The following is a 22,152-nucleotide window of genomic DNA, read 5'->3' as shown; positions in this document are numbered from 1 at the left end:
TAAACTGAATTTGATGTCCACGTTGAGCCTGTTTCTGCAATTATTGGGTAAAAGGTCGCAGAAATGGCAAATTTACAAGACTATATTGAAGACCCCAGGTTTATAAAATGGGCTTTGGATCCGGATGCGGAGACTGAAGGTTATTTTAAAAATTATATGGAAAAGTATCCGGATGAACGAGCCGGACTTTTACGGGCAAGGGCGGAACTTAAAGCATTGAAGGTACGTCAGCCGTTAGTCTCTCAAAAACGAAAATCAGAAATTTACAATACTGTTGTCGCAGCAGAAACCAAAGGACAAGTTCGCAAAAGGACGATTCCTATACGTATGGTAATTTCTTATGCTGCTGTGGCGATTTTGTTTTTTGCATTGGGCTTTGCAGTAACCAGTCTTCTCCAGAAAAACAGAGCATTTCCTGTTCCCGGGAGTTTATTGGTAAAAAGTGCTGCACTAAATACGATGGTTTATCTGGCCGATGGCAGTAAAAAGGAAATCAGCGACCCGGAAATGCTGATTGATTTTTCAAATTTCGGCCAACTGGTTCTTGGAACCGACACGATGGACATAAGAAAAACAGGTTTGGCTGATGCTACCAACATGGTTGTTGTTCCGTATGGCAAACGTGCCCATATACGCCTCTATGATCAGAGTATGGTAGAGCTGAATGCCGGCAGCCGGATTCTCGTTCCGGAAGTTTTTTCGAAAGAAAATCGTTCTGCCTGTTTGTTGGGTGAGGCCTTCTTCGACATTACCAAAGATCCCAATCATCCTTTTTTAGTGAATACGGCGAAAACTGAAATTAAGGTACTTGGAACAAGCTTTAGTGTTGATGCTTATCCTGATCAGGACGAAGAAACGACCTTCCTTAGAGAGGGGAAAGTTTGGCTTCGGAATATAAACCATTCCGTTCTGACTGGCTGGGAGAAATTAAAACCCAGTGAACAAGCGAAAATGAGTGCGGAGACCGGAAATATTGTCATTTCACGAGGCAATGAAAAAGAATATGATTTGTGGAAACGGGGGATTATATCCATTAATAATGAATCGGTTAATGATGTAATAACACAGGTGGAACGTTTCTTTAATATCACGATAAGTATACCTGATAAACAGATTCGGAATCGATTATTGACGGGAAAAATGAATCTGAATACCCAGTTAAGTGAAGTGTTTGAATACCTTGAAAACCTGACTGATGGAAAAATTGAAAAAGTAAACGCAGGGGAGTACGTACTGCAATAAAAACCGGAAGATGGTGGCTCATCCTCCGGTTAATGCCAGTTCGTTATAAACCAGCGCATTTATTAATATGTAAACAGACCAAATTTATGAAAAAAAAGTCATTAACTGGCTTCCCTTCTTGGGAAAGTCTAAAACCCTTATGGAGAATCATGAAACTGACCATGCTTATCTCTTTCTGTTTTGTCGTTACTGCGGCAGCCAACTCGTATTCGCAAGCAACGAGGCTAAACCTAAAAACAGAAAACACGACTGTAAAAGAACTTTTGAATCAAATTGAATCGCAAAGTGATTTTGTTTTCCTCTATAATTTAAATGAATTGGATGAAAACAGAAAAGTGAATATTGACCTTGAAAATGCAACGATTGACGAGGCTTTAAACGAAATTTTACGGGATCAGCATTTAAAATATTCCGTTTATGATCGTCAGATCATCATTCGGGCTGACGATTCTAAACCCAGTACAAATACTTCAGGACAAGCTCAGGAAGTGAAAGGGAAAATAACAAGCACTTCAGGCGAGCCTATTCCGGGCGCTACGATTATCGTTAAAGGAACAAATAATGGTGCTATTACCGATGTTGATGGTTCGTTTGTTCTTAGTGGGGTTCGTAAAGGCGACGTACTTGTTTGTTCATTCGTTGGAATGATCAGCAAGGAAATCGTATATCAGGGAGAAGCTTCACTTAACGTTCAGCTGGAAGAAGAAACGATTGGCATCGAGGAAGTTGTTGCAATTGGCTATGGTACAATGAAAAAAAGTGACTTAACGGGATCTGTTACACAAGTATCAGCAGACGACCTGGTTACTGTATCTGGTTCTAACCCTATTCAGGCTTTGCAAGGTCGTGCCTCCGGGGTCGCCGTTATGAATTCTGATGCTTCACCGGGTTCATCACCAACTTTGCGTATTCGCGGTGCAGGTTCTATTAGTGCCGGAAACGATCCATTGATCGTTGTTGATGGTTTCCCATTGGTAAATAATAATTTAAATGATATCAGCAGCAACGATATTGCATCGATGGAAATCCTGAAAGATGCATCATCTGCAGCTATTTATGGTTCTCGCGGAGCGAATGGTGTAATCCTGATCACCACTAAAAAAGGAGCGAAAGGAGCCAATAACCTGGATATATCGGGTTCAGTAGGTGTTCAATCGCCGGCTCGAGTTCCGGAGACTTTACATCGGGATGATTTCCTGAAATTCATCAATGAGGCTTATACCTATTCAACCGGGATGCCTGTTTATTCATCGTCTAATCCGGCTCCGGACTACGATACTGACTGGCAGGATGAGATTATCAAAGATTACTCCCTGACACAAGATTACTCGTTGGCTTTCAGTGGAGGAAAAGACAAGACAACTTATATGCTTTCCGGTAATTTATTTAATCAGGATGGAATGGTTGAAGCAGCAGCCTACAATAAACTATCAGTGAGATCCAATATCAGCCACGAATTTAAGCCTTGGTTGACAGTAGGAACACACATGCAGGTTAGCCGTTCAGAAAGAGATGTTCGTACTGATCCAACTGAAAATATTTTCCGATACGGATGGCCAACTGTACCTGTTCGCAATCCGGATGGATCCTGGTATTATGCAACAGAAGACCCCTCCATCAGTTCATATTTTGAAGGAACCTGGAACCCGGTTTCTGAGGCATCAGAAATGACCAATACATTGTCTACAGACCGTGTGTTGGGAGATGTTTATGCTGAATTCAAATTCTTAAAAAACCTCAGTTTTAGAACAAATTTTGGTGTTGATATTGCTAATGAAAAGAGCTATGAATATTACACCTCAAAGTCGACTGCAGGTATTGGTTCTGGTAGTACCGGTACAGGAGGACAGGCTTATATGCGTAAGACAAGTCGTTTGACAGAAAATATTTTGACTTACACCAATACATGGAATGACAAGCATCGTTTAACAGCAACCGGTGTTTACTCTTGGCAAGATTATATGTACGAGAGCCTGGGTATTAATGGTAGTGGCTTTGTAAACGATGCAACCGGAGCCAACGATATGTCACTGGCAGATACGGAGAGTGTAACTTATAACAGTGATAAATATTCCAACCGGTTGATCTCATGGACTGCTCGTGCAGCCTACTCTTACGACGATAAATACCTGCTTACAGTAACTGGTCGTTACGATGGCTCTTCTCGCTTCGGTGTAAATAATAAGTGGGGGTTTTTCCCTTCAGTTGGCTTTGGTTGGCGTATTGATCAGGAATCCTTTATGGCCGACAATGCACTTATTTCAAACCTGAAACTTAGAACCAGCTATGGTGTGACTGGTAACCAGGAAATTGGTAATTATAAATCGTTGTCTACCCTACAATCGGTTTACTACATTTATAACGACGTGCCTATCCTTGGATTTGTTGAGACAATCGGTAATCCAAACCTGAAATGGGAACGAAATACCCAATACAATATCGGTTTAGATGTTAGTTTGTTCGATCGTATTGACTTCAACTTTGATTACTATACCCGTAGAACAACTGATCTGCTATACAATGTACCTATCCCAACCACTTCGGGTTATTCAAGCATGTTGGATAATATTGGAGAAGTGAAGAACTACGGTTTGGAAGTAACTGCTCATGCTCGTGTCATCGATTCGGATTTGAAATGGGATGTTACTGCAAACGTGTCAAGCAACAAGAATGAGGTTGTTAAATTGTACGGAGATGTTGATGAAATTAACCTGGGAAGTTCTTCGGCTGGTATTGCAAGTTATTTGAAAATTGGTGAGCCGGTAAACAGTGTTTGGGCTCGTGAATCTGCCGGAATTATTAATACACAGGAAGAGTTAACGGCTTATCAGGAAATTCGTTCATCGGCCCAAATGGGAGAGGAAATGTATGTTGATAAGAATGATGATAAAACGATTAACACAGCTGACTATATCAATATAGGCTCAACAATGCCCGATTTCTTCTATGGTATTTCAACAAGTTTGAGTTACGACCATTTCACACTGGATATCTATGGTCAGGGAGCTACAGGCCTTGCTTCAAATGATGATAATAACTATTTGATTTATGGTGAAAATCAGATTCAAAACAGAAATTATTTGCCAACAAAATATGCGTATGACCGCATGTGGAGTGAATCAAATAACAACGGATCTTTCCCACGTGCAGGTGCTCAGGAAGTATACTTGTCAGACCGAACTAACGGAAACTGGAAATACTTTGTCGTTAAGAACATTAAATTGGGATACGACTTCTCGAATCTGATCAAAAAATACAACTGGATTAAAGAGTTGAACCTGTATGTGAATGCTCAAAACTACATCAACTTTGCGAACCATCGGGGATACAACCCGGAAAACGGAGATTCTAAATTTCCTTATGCAAAAACAATGATTTTCGGCCTGAGAGCTAAGTTCTAATCCTCAAAAATTGAAATAATTATGAAATCACTAAAATATATCATTTTCAGTCTGTTCGTGGTAGGTATTACCAGTTGTACTGATTTGACTGAAGATCCCTACACGTTTCTTTCTCCGAATAACTTCTATAACAGTGCTGATGATCTTGAGATGGCTTTGACCGGTGTCTATGATGGTTATCAGGAGGCATTTGTGAGATATTACAAGTATATCATGCAGTTGGAGGTAATGACTGAATTCGGAGCTCCGGCTTATGCAAAGGATAATGTTCATTTATGGAATGTCTGGTCTGATATCAATAATGCCGATAAAATGGTTTTCGGTAACTGGGACGATGCCTACAGTGCGATCAACAAGGCCAATCTGGTTGTTGGACGTGGTGCGGATATTGACATGGATGAAACTTTGAAAGAACGTTATTTTGGAGAGGCTCGTTTTTTGCGTGCAGCTATTTACTTCAACCTGGTACGGATGTATGGAGGGTTACCGATCCCTGATAGTTTTACATCTGGTTTGGATGGGTTGGATATTCCGCGTAAAACAGTAGCTGAAACCTATGATTACATTATTAAAGATTTAGAATATGCCATTGATAAATTGCCGGTAAAATCAGCTTACGGCTCATCTGATGTTTGGCGTGCTTCTCAAGGGGCTGCTCAGGCATTGTTAGGCGACGTTTATTTGACGATGGGAGATATGATGTCGGATAATTCGTACTATCAAAAGGCAAAAGAGTATTTGGGCGATGTTATAGCCTCAAAAGAATATGACCTGGAACCTGATTTCAAAGATTTGTGGTACTGGTGGAATACCGGAAACAAAAATGGTATTGAATCGGTGTTCGAGATTCAGTTTGGAAATTATAGCAACGAGTATAATAACCTTCATATCATGTTTGGTGTGAATATTACCGAGCAAACAATTGGTTGTTACATGTACCGTCGTTTCGGACCCACCATCGATCACTATTTATCGTACAGTGATCAGGATGCGCGTAAAGAAGGAACATTCCTGACTTCTTTTAATCAAACTGAAAAAGGAAATCCTTCCAATATTTTGGGAACGCTGACTTTTGTTCCGGAAGATAAAGGCTTTTATCCAGGCTCTGAAGGTTGGAAAACGGCTTCTCCGGGTAATATAAAATTCTACGACAGAACAGAAGAGTCAGCTTCATTGAAGAAACCTCAAGCCGATTTTTATGCCATTCGTTATGCTGATATTTTGTTGAACTATGCAGAAGCAGAAAATAACCTGAATGGGGCAACTACCGATGCATACGATAAAATTAATGCCGTTCGCAATCGCTCGAATTTGGACGATCTGCCGGCAGGGTTGAGCCAGGAACAAATGGCTGATTCGATCTATCGTGAACGAGGCTGGGAACTTGTTGGTGAAGGTCAGTTGTTTTTTGACGAGTTAAGAACTAATCGTATTGGCGAAAATGTGAAGAAGCACGTAGATTGGGGTGTTGCAAATGGAATTTACATGTACACACCTCTTGAGTTTGTGCCGTCAAAAGACTTCTTATTCAAAATTCCACAATATGATTTAGATTCCAACCCAGCCTTGGAACAGAACCCTGATAACGTTTCCAAATAGTATAAAGTAAGTTTTTAAAAAGACGGTAGTTTGATGCTACCGTCTTTTTTTACTACTCATTTGTTATAAGCCAAATAAATTCATTAAATTAGCACATTCCAATCAAATAGTAAATCAAAAGGCTTTTTAAAACTTATGAAATCGATCACAAAAATAGTTCTCTTCCTGATTGTAAACGTTTACATCAATAGTGCATTATTTGCACAAACTACTCAGGTAAAGTATCTCTCTGGTACAGGTGTTGATAAACCTGTTGAATGGGATTTCTTTTGTACCGATGGTCGCAACTCGGGAAAGTGGACAAAAATTGAGGTTCCTTCGTGCTGGGAACAGCAGGGGTTTGGCCATTACGATTACGGTCATGTGAAAGATTCTGTGCGAGGTAAAGAGCAGGGCTTGTACAAATACGAATTTTCAATTCCTTCTGATTGGAGTAAAAAGCAAGTCAATATTGTTTTTCAAGGATCAATGACTGATACTGATGTCAAAATTAATGGCAAGTCTGCCGGACCAATTCATCAGGGAGCATTTTATGAGTTTCATTACGACATCAGCAAATTGTTGAAGTATGGGCAGAAAAACCTGCTTGAAGTAACTGTTTCAAAGCAATCGGCTAATGAGTCGGTGAACAAAGCAGAGCGCCATGGCGACTACTGGATTTTCGGTGGAATTTTTCGTCCTGTTTTTCTCGAAGCGGTGCCGACGAATCATATCCAACGTGTGGCGATTGATGCCAAAGCAGACGGTTCATTCACCGCCGATGTGTTCCTGAAGAGCAGTTTGAAAAACGGAGAGCTGCGAGCACAAGTACTGACGCTGGATAATAAGGAAGTTGGAAAGTCTTTTTCGGTGCCGTTTGAGAAAGGTGCATCAAAAGTTACGCTTCAATCCAAAATAGAAAATATTAAAAGCTGGAACCCGGAAGATCCAACCCTGTACCAGGTGAAATTTGAATTGATTTCGAAAGGGCAGCCGGTTCATATTCTGACCAAGCGTTTTGGCTTCAGAACAATCGAGGTTCGCCAACGCGATGGCATTTATGTAAATGGTGTCAAGGTAAAATTCAAAGGTGTCAATCGTCACACCTTCCGTGCCAAATACGGACGTGCATCCAGCAAAGCACTAAGCATTGAAGATGTTGAGTTAATCAAATCGATGAACATGAATGCAGTGCGTATGTCGCATTACCCACCGGATTCGCACTTCCTGGATGTTTGTGATTCGCTCGGTCTTTTTGTCCTCGATGAACTAACTGGCTGGCATGCAACTTATGACAATGTTGTTGGTCCAAAACTGGTGAAAGAGATGGTTACGCGCGATGTCAATCATCCTTCAATTGTGATTTGGGACAATGGGAATGAAGGGGGACATAACCCTTACTTTGATGCTTTTTTCAATAAATATGATATTCAAAAGCGCGTGGTTATTTATCCCTGGATGGTGCACAATGGAATAGCAACACAACATTATCGTCCATACGATTATGGTGCGGGAACTTTTTGGAACAGCCACCTGATTGCCATGCCTACCGAGTTTTTACATGGTATGTACGATGGTGGTCACGGTGCGGGCTTGAACGATTACTGGGAATACATTTGGAATAAGCCTAACGCAGCCGGTGGTTTCCTGTGGGACCTGTTCGATCAGGGGATATTGCGTACCGACAAAGATGGTGAAGTTTATGATACCGACGGTAACCACGGAGCAGACGGCATTGTGGGACCAAAATTGGAAAAAGAAGCTTCTTATTATGCCATCAAAGAAATTTGGTCGCCTGTAAAGTTGGAGGAGCGGGAGATTACTTCACAATGGGATAAAAAATTGGGTGTAGAAAACCGCTATTTGTATACCAATCTCAAGGAATGTCAATTCAACTTCAAACTTCAAAAATTACACCTGCCGAATCAAATGGTCATCCAAACGGTAGAGACAGGTCAAATTCCTGTTCCGGATTTGGCTCCGGGCGAGAAAGGCCAGCTGGAAATTCCGGTGCCAGCAAACTGGGCTGATTTTGATGTGATGGAAATTACAGCAACCGATCGTTTTGGTAAAGAACTATACACCTGGAATTATCCACTTTTGACGGCTTCAGCTATGGCTAATCGTTTGATAGACCAGTCTCCGAAGACCGAAAAACTGGAACTGACAGATAAGGGTGACAAGCTTTTGATACAAGCTGCCAATGTCCAATTTACCATTGGTAAGGATAATGGATTTCTGCAACAGGTTAAAAATGAAAAAGGCTTAATTCCATTTACCAATGGCCCTGATATAAGTGCCGGGGTGACAGCTTTCAAGGGATTGGAAACGAAAATATTTGGCAAGGACAGCATAATGATTACCTGCCATTTTGAAACCCAAAATCCGGATTCTTCGCGCATGAAAGAGTTTATCTGGACATTCTACCCGAATGGTTGGGCAAAGCTTCACTTGTACTATTTCCCACCCGAATACGACAAGGATTTCGATTATATGGGTGTGAATTTTTCATATCCTGAAGAATTGGTAAAAGGAGTTGAATGGTTGGGAAATGGTCCTTACCGTGTTTGGAAAAACCGGACACAAGGTGTTGAATTTGACGTGCATCAGAAAGATTACAATAATACAATTACCGGCGTAAGTCCGTTGATTTATCCGGAGTTTAAAGGATATCATGCCAACCTTTACTGGGCTCGTATTCAATCGAAAGAACAATCGTTCACGGTTGCCACATCAACCGACGATGTTTTCCTTCGGCTGTATACTCCGGCTGATCCTAAGGAATACGATAAGCGAGTTGCTCCGGTCTTCCCGAAAGGAGATATTTCTTTTATGCAAGCTATTCCGCCTATCGGAACAAAATGCAACGATCCTTGGAACATGGGGCCATCAGGCCGGAAAAATAAGTTCTTCGATTACGGGCCATTTGATGATTGGCACATCCGCAGTCAACAGATGACGCTGTACTTCAATTTTTCATCGAATCAATAAACCTTTGACTGAAAACCAATGAAACAATTCAAACTGAAAAAATACTTAATCTGCATGGTACTGGCTATTGTCAGTACTTCTGCGTTTGCAGCCGATATTTGGGTTTCACCCAAGGGAAAAGATACGAATCCGGGAACTGAAGCGCAGCCCCTGCAATCAATTCAGCAAGCGCTGCTGAAAGCCCGCGAGTTAAGATCAGGTAATGATTCTTCTTCCAAAGATGTCATTCAAATTATTTTAAAGGCCGGTGAATACCAGCTGCAGGCGCCAATCCTGTTGAAGCCGGAGGATTCGAACACAACAATTCGTGCAGCTAAAGATGCGAAGGTGACAATTAGCGGTGGTCAGCATGTTACGGGCTGGCAGCAGGTTGGAAAGTATATTTACAAGGCTCATTTGGATCGGGACAGTAAGCTTCGAACCTTATTCGTTAACGGTAAACGGATGCATATGGCCGGAACTGATGTTCCTGTTAGTGGATTGGGTGATTGGGGAAAATTTGAAATAAAAGGAGATGAGCCCTGGGCTTTCGGTGCAGGTTCTGCCATCGACGGAATTAAGTTTGCCTCAAAAGATATTCAACCTTACAAAAATCCGGAAGATGTGGAACTGGTTCAGTTTAATATCTGGACGGAAAAGATTCTTTGTGCCCGCGATATGGTGCAATTGGGTGATACTACGGTTATCAAGCTTCAGCAGCCTTACGGTGCAATTGCCACAACGATGGCCTGGGCTGGTAAGATCAATTATAACAAGACTTTTGTAATTCGTAATGCTTATGAATTGCTGGATTCTCCGGGTGAGTTTTACTTTAATCGAAAAAGCAAAACGCTCTATTACTACAGTGATGGAGAGGATATGGCAACAGCAGATGTGATTGCCCCAACCGCTGAAGGCTTGGTGCATATAAAAGGACAATCGACCGAACAACGGGTGCACGATATTCGCTTCGAGGGAATTACTTTTTCCTACGATCATTGGCCATTGATGGATGTTGCCGGATCGCATGGTTTTGCCGGTATTCAAAGTTTGGGCTTGGCTGTGAAATACATTCCCGGAGGAAACTGGCACAAAACGGAATATAACAGCACCGATGTGCCGCGTGGAGCTATCCAGGTTGAAAATGCCGAAAAAATTGAATTTATCCGCAATCGCTTTGAGCATATCAGTTCGGGTATTGCCGTTAACCTGGTAAACGATGTGAAAAACAGTACCGTGGAAGGAAACTATTTCAACGATCTGCTGGGAAATGCGGTTAATGTTGGTCATCCGCAACACTATAAAATCGGTGATGGCGCCATTTACGGGAAAGGTATTGAAGGCCTCTGCGAAAATGATCGGGTAGCCAATAATTACCTGCGCAATGTGAGTTTGGACTTTCGCCAGGTTGAAGGAATTACCTCATTTTTTGTAGCTAATACCCAAATCGTACACAACGACATTGACGGAACGCCCTATGGAGCTATTGTGTGTGGCTGGTGGTGGGGAAATTCAGGTATTCCGGCATCCAAGTTAGCTAAAAACAATACGATCAGCTTTAACAAAGCGGGTAATACGCATAATGTGCTCGACGACGGCGGTATTATTTACTTATTGGGAGAACAGCCCGGCACGGTCGTAGAGGGGAACTACATTTACAATGGCCCTCGCTGTATCTATCCGGATGACGGTTCTGCCTACCTGACAATTACCAGAAATGTGGTTGATAATAATAGCTACAAGTGGATGTGGCTTCACCTGTGGACCAAACGTTGCCACGATATTACAGCACGCGACAACTATGTGAAGAATAATTTGCTGATGGATAATGGAACCAACGACAAGATTGAGGATACCCATAATTTCCGCGATGAAGAGTTCTCGGATCAGGCTCAAAAGATTATCGATTTTGCCGGTATCGAAAAGAAGTTCAAGGCTATTATCCCGGAAAAAGAACCTGCAAAAATCAGCATTCATCCCAAAGGATTTAAAGAGCGGGATGTTTTTAACTAGGCTGATGCGGTTTTTAACCGCCTTGGCTAAGAACAGCAGAAATCCACGTAGCGAAAACTTGAAACTTGAAACTCGAAACTCGAAACTGAATGAAACCATCAACTATCCATAAGCTATTTATACTGCCGGGTATGCTTGCTTTGCTGTTTGCCTGCCAGTCTAAAAGCGCTAAACAACCTGAACCCAATGATGCTGTAATGCATGTTGACCGGGTTGCTGTTGAATTGATTTTAGATGATCAAAGCCAGAGCGACTCTTTGTTGGGCCTACTTGGTCAAACGCCTTTTGAAACGTATCAATGGAAGAATCACCTTGTTCTTTTCGGAGCTGAGACGGATACGACAGGGATTGCAGGAAGGATAAGGCAAACCGGAATCGGCCTGACGATGAAAAAGTATGATAGCCCGATGTATGTCTTTGATCGTGCTATGCAATGTGGTGACTCCGTTGCGGCAAAGCCTTGGCGCAATTACTTGCTAACGGCCAACCTGGTTGCCGACACAAGCATGCAGAAGGAGTACATGCATTATCATGCTGTTCAGCTTAAGGAGTGGCCAGAAGTGGCTCAGGGATTTTGTAATGCCGATTTTCAGCAATTGATTGTGTTCCGTAACGGACGTCAGTTGCTGCTTGTCATCTCTATTCCGGCTGACAAAACCCTGGATGAACTGAATCCGAAAACAGAAGAGAACAATCCTCGGGTTGTGGATTGGAATAAGCTCATGAGCAAATACCAGGAAGGAATACCTGGAACAGAGCCGGGAGAAACCTGGGTGTTTTTTGAAAAGATTGAAGACAAAAGTAATGAGTAGCGAGTAAAGAGTATGCTGTAAAGAACGGTAGCCCGAAGGGCTTAAACAACAATAGCCAGGGGCAACGCCCCTTGCAAAAAGCGAGTAATATTGAATATCGTCCGGGGTAAAATGCCGATAAAAGCAATAGCGTTCCTGTCGGACGAAATTGAGGAGGAATTGATTGACGAATAGAGATTAACGATTAACGAGTAACCAGTAACCAGTAACCAGCAACAGAAACACAATGAATTTTAAACGATCGATAAAGTTATTTTATATCCTTTTGACTGCAATTATTTTCTGGTCGTGCACCGGAAAAGGAAAGCTTGCAATTGTATCTCAACAGCATAGTTCCCGTGAAAAATATGCTGTTGAACGGCTTTCTGCTCAATTAACGAAGAGCGGCTATCAGGTTGAAGTCGTTTCATCTGCTGATAGTACAACAGACGCAAAAATCATCCTGCAACAAATCACGAAGGACACCACTGCTGTTAAAGGCAGCCCTGCAGCTTTGTCGGAAGAAGGCTATGCCCTTGAAGGTAAAGGCAAGGATATTCAGCTTACTGCAACCGGTACTTCGGGAATCCTGTATGGTTGCCTGTACCTGGTCGATCAACTGAAAGAAAAAGGAAAGTTACCTCAAAATATCAAGCTGACTGACCAGCCGGAGATGGTGATGCGTGGTACTTGTATCGGTCTGCAGAAAACAAGCTATCTTCCGGGACGGGGAGTTTACGAATACCCTTATACTCCTGAGAATTTTCCTTGGTTTTACGACAAAGAACTTTGGATTAAGTACCTCGATATGATGGTTGAAAACCGTTATAACTCGCTTTACCTGTGGAATGGCCATCCTTTTGCCTCCCTCGTGAAGTTGAAAGATTACCCCTATGCCGTTGAAGTTGATGATGCCACCTTTGAGAAGAACAAGGAGATGTTTGCTTTTTTGACCAAAGAGGCAGACAAGCGCGGTATCTGGGTTATCCAAATGTTCTACAATATCATTTTGTCGAAACCTTTTGCTGAACACAATCACTTGAAAACACAGGATCGCAGCAGAGGAATTACACCGTTAATTTCAGATTACACCCGAAAGAGTATTGCTGCTTTTATTGAGAATTACCCCAATGTGGGCTTGCTGGTGACTTTGGGCGAGGCGATGAATACCATCGACGATGATGTGAACTGGTTCACCAAAACGATCATTCCCGGTGTACAGGATGGTTTGAAAGCGATCGGATCCGATCATGAGCCGCCGATCGTGCTGCGTGGTCACGATACCGATGCCAGCCGGGTGATGGGAGCAGCCTTGCCGATTTACAAGAACCTTTACACCATGTTTAAATATAACGGTGAATCGCTGACAACCTACAACCCGCGCGATTCGTGGTCGTCTATTCCAACAGCACTAAGCAAACTGGGATCGGTTCATATTTCCAATGTGCATATTTTGGCAAACCTCGAGCCTTTTCGCTATGGCTCGCCCGACTTCATCGAGAAGAGTGTGCAGGCCATGCACCGCGACCAGGGAGCAAACGGTGTGCATGTGTATCCGCAGGCCTCGTACTGGGATTGGCCTTATACCGCCGATAAAACGGAGCCACGCTTGTTGGAAATGGATCGCGATTGGATCTGGTATGCTGCGTGGGGACGTTATGCCTGGAAAGCAAAGCGCGACAGCCTGGCTGAAGTGAACTACTGGTCCGGTAGATTGAATGACTTCTACGGAAGTAAATCGGCTGGTGAAAATATACTGACAGCTTACGAAGAAGCTGGTGAGATAGCGCCCAAGCTGTTGCGTACTTTCGGTATTTCTGATGGAAACCGACAAAGCTTGCTTTTGGGTATGTTCATGGGACAACTGGTCAATCCGCAGAAATATAATGTTTACGCCAATTTTTGGTCGTCCAGTGGCCCGTTGAAAGAGGTGTTGCAGGTGTATGCTGAAAAAGAATTTAAAGGAGAAGCGCATCAGGGCGAGACGCCTCCGCAAATTGCTGCTGAAGTTGTAGAACACGGTCGCAAAGCAGTAGCGGCAATTGATGCAGTTTCGGGCCAGATCACCGAAAATAAGGACGAGTTTGTACGACTTCAAAACGATATGCACTGCTACCAGGCGTTTGCCGATTGCTTTGCCGAAAAGGTGAAAGCGGCTATGCTGGTGCTCAATTATAAATATTCGAATAAGGTTGAAGATCTGGATGCGGCCTTACCGCACCTGGAGAAGAGTCTGGCCTATTTTAAGCAATTAGTCGACCTGACAAAGGATACGTATCTGTACGCAAACAGCATGCAAACGGCTCAGCGCCGTATCCCCATTTCGGGGGTCAACGGAACGAATAAAACCTGGGCCGAGTTGCTGCCGCACTACCAAACTGAACTGGATAACTTCAAACGAAACCTGCAAATGTTGAAAGACAACGGTGGGCAGGTGAAAGCCGCTCATCCCATGTTGAAATCGGTCGATGTGCAGGTGCTCAATCGGGGAGTTAAACGTTACCCGCTGAAAACGGGTGTGCAGGTTTATTCGGATAACAAAGCTAAAATTGCTGCCGTTGCCGATGAGTTGAAAGGCTTGTCGGGTGTGAAATTCTCTGATAATGGACAACGCGAAAATGGTACTGTGCTACGATTTAAGGCCCAAAAGCCGGTGAAAGTTGTGGTCGGCTATTTCAATACCAATAGTTATTCGGTTTTGGAGCCGCCAACATTGGAAACCAATGCTAATGCCAACGATCGCGGACAGGCGGATATCAAAATTGCCAACGCCATTGATCTGCCGGGCTTGTACCCCGTAAATGTTTACACCTACCGCTTTGATGCGGGTGAGCAGGAGCTCGTGTTGGGCAAAGGCCGTGTCTTGATTTTAGGCTTCATGGATGCTGATCAGGAGATCGAAATTCACGATGCCGGTATGGTCGACGATCCCAATGGCCCAGCCGTTGACTGGTTGTTTTATTAATGGCAGGTCTGACTTATGTGTCGTATAAAACGATTCCCTTTTGCGTTATCGCGAAGAGGGGGCAGGACGACGAAGCGACCTGTTAAACGTTCTGATATAATTTGAAAGTAACCGGGGCTGGTGTCAATCCCTCAGGTTCTGATGTCGCTCCCCCAGGGGCGGATGTCTATCCCCCAGGGGCGGATGTCTATCCCTCAGGTTCGGATGTTAATCCCCCGGGTTCGGATGTTAATCCCCTGGGTTCGGATGTCAATCCCCAAGGTTCGGATGTCTATCCCCAAGAGGCGGATGTCAATCCCCAAGGTTCGGATGTCAATCCCCCAGGTTCGGATGTCAATCCCCCAGGGGCAGATGTCAATCCCCCGGGGGCGGACCTTAATGGCACGGGGCGAATGCCAATGAACCCAATTGAGAAGCAGAAGAGTTGGGTGAAGAAATAAATGGAAACAAGAAATATAAATAGAAACAATAGCAAAGAATAAAGATATGGCTCGAAGAATAGGAATAATTCCTTTGTTGTTGCTGGCACTAAACCTGTCGGCACAGAAGGCAACAAAACTGAAACTTTGGTACGATAAACCTGCGGAGAAATGGACAGAGGCGCTACCGATCGGTAACGGTCGTCTGGCTGCTATGATTTACGGAACAACCGGCGTGGAGCAAATTCAGCTGAATGAGGAAACCATCTGGTCGGGTGGCCCCAACAATAATACCAATCCGGAAATGGCTAAGATTCTCCCTGAAATTAATCGTTTATTTTTCGAGGGAAAGTATCAGGAAGCAGATGATTTAGCTAATGCCGAAAAACGTGCTCGCAACAATGGAATGAAATACCAGCCTGCCGGTAATCTGTGGGTGACTTTTCCCGGACACGAGAAGGTAACCGATTATTACCGCGAGCTGGATATTGAGAATGCCATTACAACGGTGAAATATAAACTGGATGGCGTGGAATATACCCGCGAGTATTTTGCTTCGTTGGATAACGGAACCATCATGGTGCGTTTTACCGCCAGCGAAAAGGGTAAAATAAATTGTCGCCTGGGGCTCGACTGCGAGCTGCGCAGTAAAATCACGATGGATGCGGATTCCACAATCAACCTTTCCGGAATTACGGATGATCATGAGGGGGAGTTGGGGCAGGTTCGTTTCAATGCATTGGTAAAACCGAAGCTTGAAGGTGGCCAGCTTGAGTTGGATGGTAAAGCGTTGGTGATTAAAGATGCCGATGCTGCAACGGTCTATATTTCCATCGCTTCAAACTTTAAGAACTACCACGATATTAGCGGCGACGGTTTCGCTAAAGCGGATTCAATTTTAAAAGTTGCCATGGTCGGCAATTATAAAAAGGCCAAAGCTAAACACGAAGCTATTTATCACGACTATTTCGATCGGGTAAGCCTCGATTTAGGTGACAGTGGTGCATCCGCAAAAACGACCGATCAGCGTGTTGTTGATTTCAGGAATGGTGACGATCCGCAATTGGTGAGCCTTTATTTCCAGTTTGGCCGCTACCTGATGATTTCCGGTTCGCAACCGGGAAGTCAACCCCTGAACCTGCAGGGTAAATGGAACGACCGCGTTGATCCGCCCTGGGATTGTAAATACACGACCAATATCAATGCTGAAATGAATTACTGGCCAGCCGAAATGACCAACCTTTCGGAACTGCACGAGCCTTTTCTGCAAATGGTGAAAGAGCTTTCGCAAAGTGGCCGGGAAACAGCTAAAATACTTTATCATGCGCGTGGTTGGGTCTTGCATCACAATACCGACATTTGGCGTATTACCGGCCCGGTCGACTGGGCACGCTCGGGCTTGTGGCCTACAGGCGAAGCTTGGGTAAGCCAGCACCTGTGGGAGCACTATCTCTACACCGGTGACAAGAATTTCCTGAAGGGTGCTTACCCGGCTATGAAGGGTGCTGCCGAGTTCCTGCTGGATATCTTGATTGAAGAACCTACGCATGGCTGGCTGGTGATTGGACCTTCGGTATCACCGGAGAATAGTTACCTGCCCAAGATCAATGTTGGTGTAGGCAACACCATGGATAATCAATTGGCCTTCGATCTGTTTTCGAATGTCATTCGCACAGCTAAAATACTGGGTGTTGATGCTGCCTTTGCGGACTCACTGGCTGCGGCTAAAGATCGCTTGCCGCCGATGCAAATCGGACAGCACAGCCAGCTGCAGGAATGGATCAAGGACTGGGATCGCGTAGATGATACGCACCGCCATGTGTCGCACTTGTACGGTGTTTTCCCAAGCAACCAGATTTCCCCTTATCGCACGCCGGAGCTTTTTCAGGCGGCTAAAAACTCGTTGATCTACCGTGGCGACGTATCCACCGGTTGGTCTATGGGGTGGAAAGTGAACCTGTGGGCACGCTTCCTCGATGGCGATCATGCGCTGAAGTTGATTGGCGATCAGTTGTCGCCATCGGTGCGTAACGAGCGCGGTAAAGAGACTGGCGGAACATACCCGAACCTGTTCGACGCACATCCGCCTTTCCAAATCGATGGGAACTTCGGTTGTACCGCCGGAATTGCTGAAATGTTGCTACAAAGCTACGATGGCTGTGTTGATCTTCTGCCTGCTTTACCTGTAAAATGGAAAAAGGGTGAAGTGACCGGCTTAGTTGCCCGCGGTGGCTTTGTTGTCGATATCCGCTGGGAAAATGGCAAAATCGCAGAAGTAACGATTGAGTCGAAGTTGGGCGGCAACCTTCGCCTGCGATCACTCAATCAATTGATCGATGTTGATGGAGCAAGGCTAACAGCCGCAAAAGGGGACAATCCTAATCCCTTCTATCCGGTTAATCCAGTTAAAGAACCACTGATCTCGAAGCAAGCGAACTTGAAGAAACTGAAGCTGGCGAAGACCTACCTCTACGATATCCCGACAGAAGCGGGCAAGTTTTACTCGTTCAAATTGAAACAATAAGTCATGACTAGCATAAGCAAAACAATAAAATGGAAAGTAATTGTGCTGTGCTCAATTTTGCTTGGGGCAGTTTCTGCGATGCAGGCACAGCCACTTGATAAGCAAAGTTCGGTTCGCGAGCAGATTCTGCTGAATAAGGATTGGCAAACACATTTGTTAGGCGACGAGAATGCCGGTGTTTACCGAAATCCGGACTATAAACCGGAAGGCTGGAAAGCGGTTGATATTCCCCATAACTGGGACGATTACGGCGGCTATCGCAGGCTTGTGCATGGTAATTTGCACGGTTCAGCCTTCTACCGTAAAGTGTTTTCAGTTGAGAAAATTGAAAAGAACAAACACTATTTCCTTTGGTTCGAAGGGGTGGGCTCCTACGCTACCGTTTGGCTTAATGGCGACTCCATTGGCTACCATGCCGGAGGGCGTACGTCCTTCACCCTGGATGTGACCTCGGCTATCAAAGAAGGCGACAACCTGCTGGCAGTTCGTGCCGATCACCCGGCCGAAATTCGAGATTTACCATGGGTGTGCGGCGGTTGTAGTACGGAGTGGGGCTTTTCGGAAGGAAGCCAGCCGCTTGGTGTCTTTCGTCCGGTACATCTTATTGTAACCAACAACGTTCGGGTTGAACCTTTTGGCGTTCATATCTGGAACGATAAAAATATTAGTGCTGAAAAGGCAAGCTTGAATTTAACGACTGAAGTTCGGAATTATGGCAACAAAGCCCAAAAACTGAAGGTGGTTAACCGCCTGTTGTCTGTAGAGGGAGCGGTTGTTGCCGAGATTAAAACAGAAGTTGCTGTACAACCCGAAACAACTGACACGGTCGCCCAGCAAATGCCTGATATTCAAAATCCAACCCTTTGGTCCCTCGAAAATCCTTATTTATACACTGTTGAAACATCAGTTTACGAAGGGAAAAAACTGCTCGATCAGTTGCATACACCGTACGGAATCCGCTGGATAAACTGGGATATTCATCATGAGGGAGCCAGCAATCGCTTCTATTTGAATGGAAAGCCTGTGCTGATTAACGGAACTGCCGAGTACGAGCACCTGATGGGGCGTAGCCACGCATTTACCGATCAACAGATCAAAGCACGGGCCGAGCAGGTCATGGATGCAGGATACAATGCTTTCCGTGATGCGCATCAGCCTCATAATCTTCGCTATCAGGAGTATTGGGATAGTTATGGCTTACTTTGGTGGCCACAGATGGCGGCGCATATTTGGTTCGACACCCCGGCTTTTCGCAATAACTTCAAGCAACTTCTAACCGACTGGATCCGCGAACGCCGGAACAGTCCTTCGATTATCCTTTGGGGATTGGAGAACGAAAGTACACTTCCCGAAGATTTTGCAAAAGAATGTTCAGCCTTGATTCGCAAGTTGGATCCGACAGCCAGCTCACAGCGGTTGATCACGACCTGTAATGGTGGTAGCGGAACCGATTGGAATGAGATTCAGAATTGGTCGGGAACCTATGGCGGGAAGCCGTTTGAATACGATCAGGAGCTTTCAAAACAGCTGCTGAATGGCGAATATGGTGCGTGGCGAAGTATCGACTTTCATACTGAAGGTGGTTTTGAACAGGATGGTCCGTGGAGTGAAGATCGTTTTTGCTTACTCATGGAGTCCAAAATACGCTTAGCCGAAAAGGCAGGTGACCGGGTTTGTGGTCAGTTTCACTGGCTGCTGAATTCGCACGAAAATCCAGGCCGGACTCAAGGTGGCGAAGGATTGCGCGAACTGGATCGTGTCGGTCCTGTCAATTACAAAGGAATAATCTCGGCCTGGGGCGAACCCCTTGATGCGTATTATCTGTACCGCGCCAATTATGTGTCGGCAGAAAAACAGCCCATGGTCTACATCGTTTCGCATACCTGGCCCGATCGCTGGCTGATGCCCGGCAAAAAAGATGGTATCCGGGTGTTTTCAAATTGCGAGGAGGTTGAACTGTTCAATGGCGTGAAGGAAACATCGTTGGGACGGCAGAAGAACCCCGGTCGTGGAGAGCACTTTGTTTGGGATAATGTAGATGTCGAAAATAATGTCTTGTATGCTGTTGGTTACGAAAATGGTCAGGAAGTGGCACATGATGTGATCGTTTTGCATCATTTACCGAAAGCGAACGAAATTGAAAAGCTTGCCGGTGATGTTCAACCCTTAAATCAGGATAAAGATAAAAATTACTTGTATCGCGTGAATTGCGGTGGGGCAGATTATACTGATCGGAATGGGAATTTATGGATGGCCGATGTGCGCTGGGATGGCGGCAAGAGCTGGGGCTCCCGCTCGTGGACAGACGACTATCCGGGATTGCCGGCCTTTTATGGCAGTCAGCGACAAACTTACGATCCGATTGAAGGCACCTTAGACTGGCCATTGATTCAGACTTTCCGCTACGGACAGGGTAAACTAAGCTATCATTTTCCTTTACCGGATGGCGACTATCAACTTGAACTGTATTTTGTTGAGCCATGGTACGGAACCGGCGGAAGTCTGGATTGCGAAGATTGGCGTGTATTTGATGTTGCCGTAAATGGAAAAACAGTGCTGAAAAATCTGGATATATGGAAGGAAGCAGGACATGATCATTTGCTGAAAAAGACGATTCCGGTAACGGTTCGCGGCGGGAAACTTGATCTTTCTTTCCCTGAGGTAAAATCGGGACAAGCTGTAATTTCGGCTATCGCGATTTCCACAGCAGATAAAAATGTGAAGGCTGCTCCGGCCTCCGGAAAACTGATTCAGCTTGGAGAAAACTCAACCGGATGGACTGCAAAAAGCTGGCTGAATACCGGCGATAATGTAGATGCTGCAGCTTCTGCTCAATTCTCAAAATTGGCATCGGTACTTTATGGTGCCGAATGGTTGCAACCGAAAGCCCTTTCGGATTCAAAACCACTTCAGTTTAAAGTGGCGCAGGATGCCGATATCTACATCGCCTTGCTGGATACAACAAAAGTACCGCAGGGCTATCAAAATTCGGCGGGCAAAACAGTCCAGTTAAACACCCTTGAAACGGTTCATGAACCAGGCCGGGTAAGAAATTTGGAAACTGGAGAGTATGAAATGCGGAGTGTTGCCAAAACCATTGCCGGGATTGATTATTCGCTTTATCAAAGGAGGGTGAAAGCAGGTGAATTGGTAGAGCTTCCGGCTTTTAAAGGCAAGAATACGCTGGCTTTAGTTGCGGCGGTTCCGGTTTCTACCTTGGATGCTGCACGCGATTTACGGCCTTCAGTAACTTACCAGGCAACCGATGCTGAAGGAACCGGTAATACGGTTTTAGAGGAATACTTGGATCATCCGGCTCAAAAACTCACGAAAGCAGGCGATGAAGTAATTTTTACCATTCAGGTTGGACTGGCATCGAAATATGGCTTAGAGTTCAGATTCTCTAGCCCCTCGGAAGAAGATATTCCTGTTGAAATGTCCATTGAAAGTAAAGACGGACGCCCGATGAGTTCAAGGAATCTGGAATTTGTTCAGGCCGATAATCGTTGGCGAAGCCTTCGAACTGATACAGGTTCAATTATAAACGCAGGGACTTATAAATTGAAATTAAAATTGAAAAAAGACGGGCCTGTTTGGTTCCGCTTTGTGAAAGTGCAATAAAGCTGTTCAACCTAATAAATAATGAAAAGAACCAATTATCAACTAATCGATTTTCTGGATTTCGATCCGGCATTTTCAGGGAGTGAACTGCTCTGGAAATGCGGCGAGCCAAAGGATGTGAGGGAGGAAAACGGAGACATCGTTTTCGAAATCCCGTTTCAGAGGCAAAAGCCTGTGAATGATATTGTGGCCGACGAGGAAATTGAGCCACAGTATCATCAGCTGCGGCTTCGGGCCTATAACGATAAAATATTGAGAATTGCAGTCGGAATTGATTGCGATGCGATGAACGATTCTCAGGTTTTGCAGTTCCATGATTCTGTGCACCAAACGCCGCTAAAGGTGCAAACAACGAATGAGGCTTATACGATTACCAATGGGCAAGGCAACTTAAAAGCTAAACTGAACCGCTTGCCTTTCAAATTAGATCATTGGAGCGATTTACTGCCGGCAGCCAGTAAAAGTCTGGAACTGGCATTTTACCCCGATCCGAAGAAGGAAATTCAGCTAAGTGCTTACGATCAGTTTTTTCCGGCCAGGCACGATGCTTTTGCGCTGGCCTATGTTGAAGAAAAAGGTCTGGTGCGTAGTACTACCATGTCCTTCCATTGCCAGCCCGACGAATGTT

Annotated in this window: 10 protein-coding genes; all 10 read left to right on the top strand. The window is 44.6% G+C overall.

The annotated features are described in order from the left end of the window. Nucleotides 1–63: 63 nt before the first annotated feature. Nucleotides 64–1,242 (top strand): FecR family protein, encoded by a 1,179-nt coding sequence (locus AC37HE_RS12555; protein WP_500783190.1) that lies wholly within the window; start codon nt 64–66, stop codon nt 1,240–1,242. A gap of 149 nt (nt 1,243–1,391) precedes the next feature. Beyond that, nucleotides 1,392–4,643 (top strand): TonB-dependent receptor, encoded by a 3,252-nt coding sequence (locus tag AC37HE_RS12550; RefSeq protein ID WP_500783189.1) that lies wholly within the window; start codon nt 1,392–1,394, stop codon nt 4,641–4,643. 21 nt (nt 4,644–4,664) lie between these two features. After that, complete coding sequence (locus tag AC37HE_RS12545) at nt 4,665–6,242, top strand: RagB/SusD family nutrient uptake outer membrane protein (RefSeq protein WP_500783188.1); 1,578 nt, start codon at nt 4,665–4,667, stop codon at nt 6,240–6,242. Nucleotides 6,243–6,377: 135 nt separating this feature from the next. After that, complete coding sequence (locus AC37HE_RS12540) at nt 6,378–9,212, top strand: glycoside hydrolase family 2 protein (RefSeq protein WP_500783187.1); 2,835 nt, start codon at nt 6,378–6,380, stop codon at nt 9,210–9,212. Between the two features lie 18 nt (nt 9,213–9,230). Next, complete coding sequence (locus AC37HE_RS12535; protein WP_500783186.1) at nt 9,231–11,204, top strand: right-handed parallel beta-helix repeat-containing protein; 1,974 nt, start codon at nt 9,231–9,233, stop codon at nt 11,202–11,204. A gap of 89 nt (nt 11,205–11,293) precedes the next feature. Beyond that, nucleotides 11,294–12,016, top strand: coding sequence for an L-rhamnose mutarotase (locus tag AC37HE_RS12530; protein WP_500783185.1), 723 nt, complete (start codon nt 11,294–11,296; stop codon nt 12,014–12,016). Nucleotides 12,017–12,281: 265 nt separating this feature from the next. After that, entirely contained in the window at nt 12,282–14,960 is a 2,679-nt protein-coding gene (locus tag AC37HE_RS12525) for an alpha-d-galacturonidase (protein WP_500783184.1), read from the top strand. A gap of 486 nt (nt 14,961–15,446) precedes the next feature. Continuing rightward, complete coding sequence (locus tag AC37HE_RS12520) at nt 15,447–17,903, top strand: glycoside hydrolase family 95 protein (RefSeq protein ID WP_500783183.1); 2,457 nt, start codon at nt 15,447–15,449, stop codon at nt 17,901–17,903. 3 nt (nt 17,904–17,906) lie between these two features. Continuing rightward, on the top strand, nt 17,907–21,524 hold the full coding sequence (locus tag AC37HE_RS12515; RefSeq protein WP_500783182.1) for a malectin domain-containing carbohydrate-binding protein: 3,618 nt from the start codon (nt 17,907–17,909) through the stop codon (nt 21,522–21,524). A gap of 21 nt (nt 21,525–21,545) precedes the next feature. Then, nucleotides 21,546–22,152, top strand: a 607-nt coding sequence (locus tag AC37HE_RS12510; protein WP_500783181.1) for a hypothetical protein, incomplete at its 3' end; no start/stop codon positions are given.

Source organism: Mangrovibacterium sp., assembly GCF_059905295.1.
This window is presented reverse-complemented; position numbering and strand designations above follow the sequence as displayed.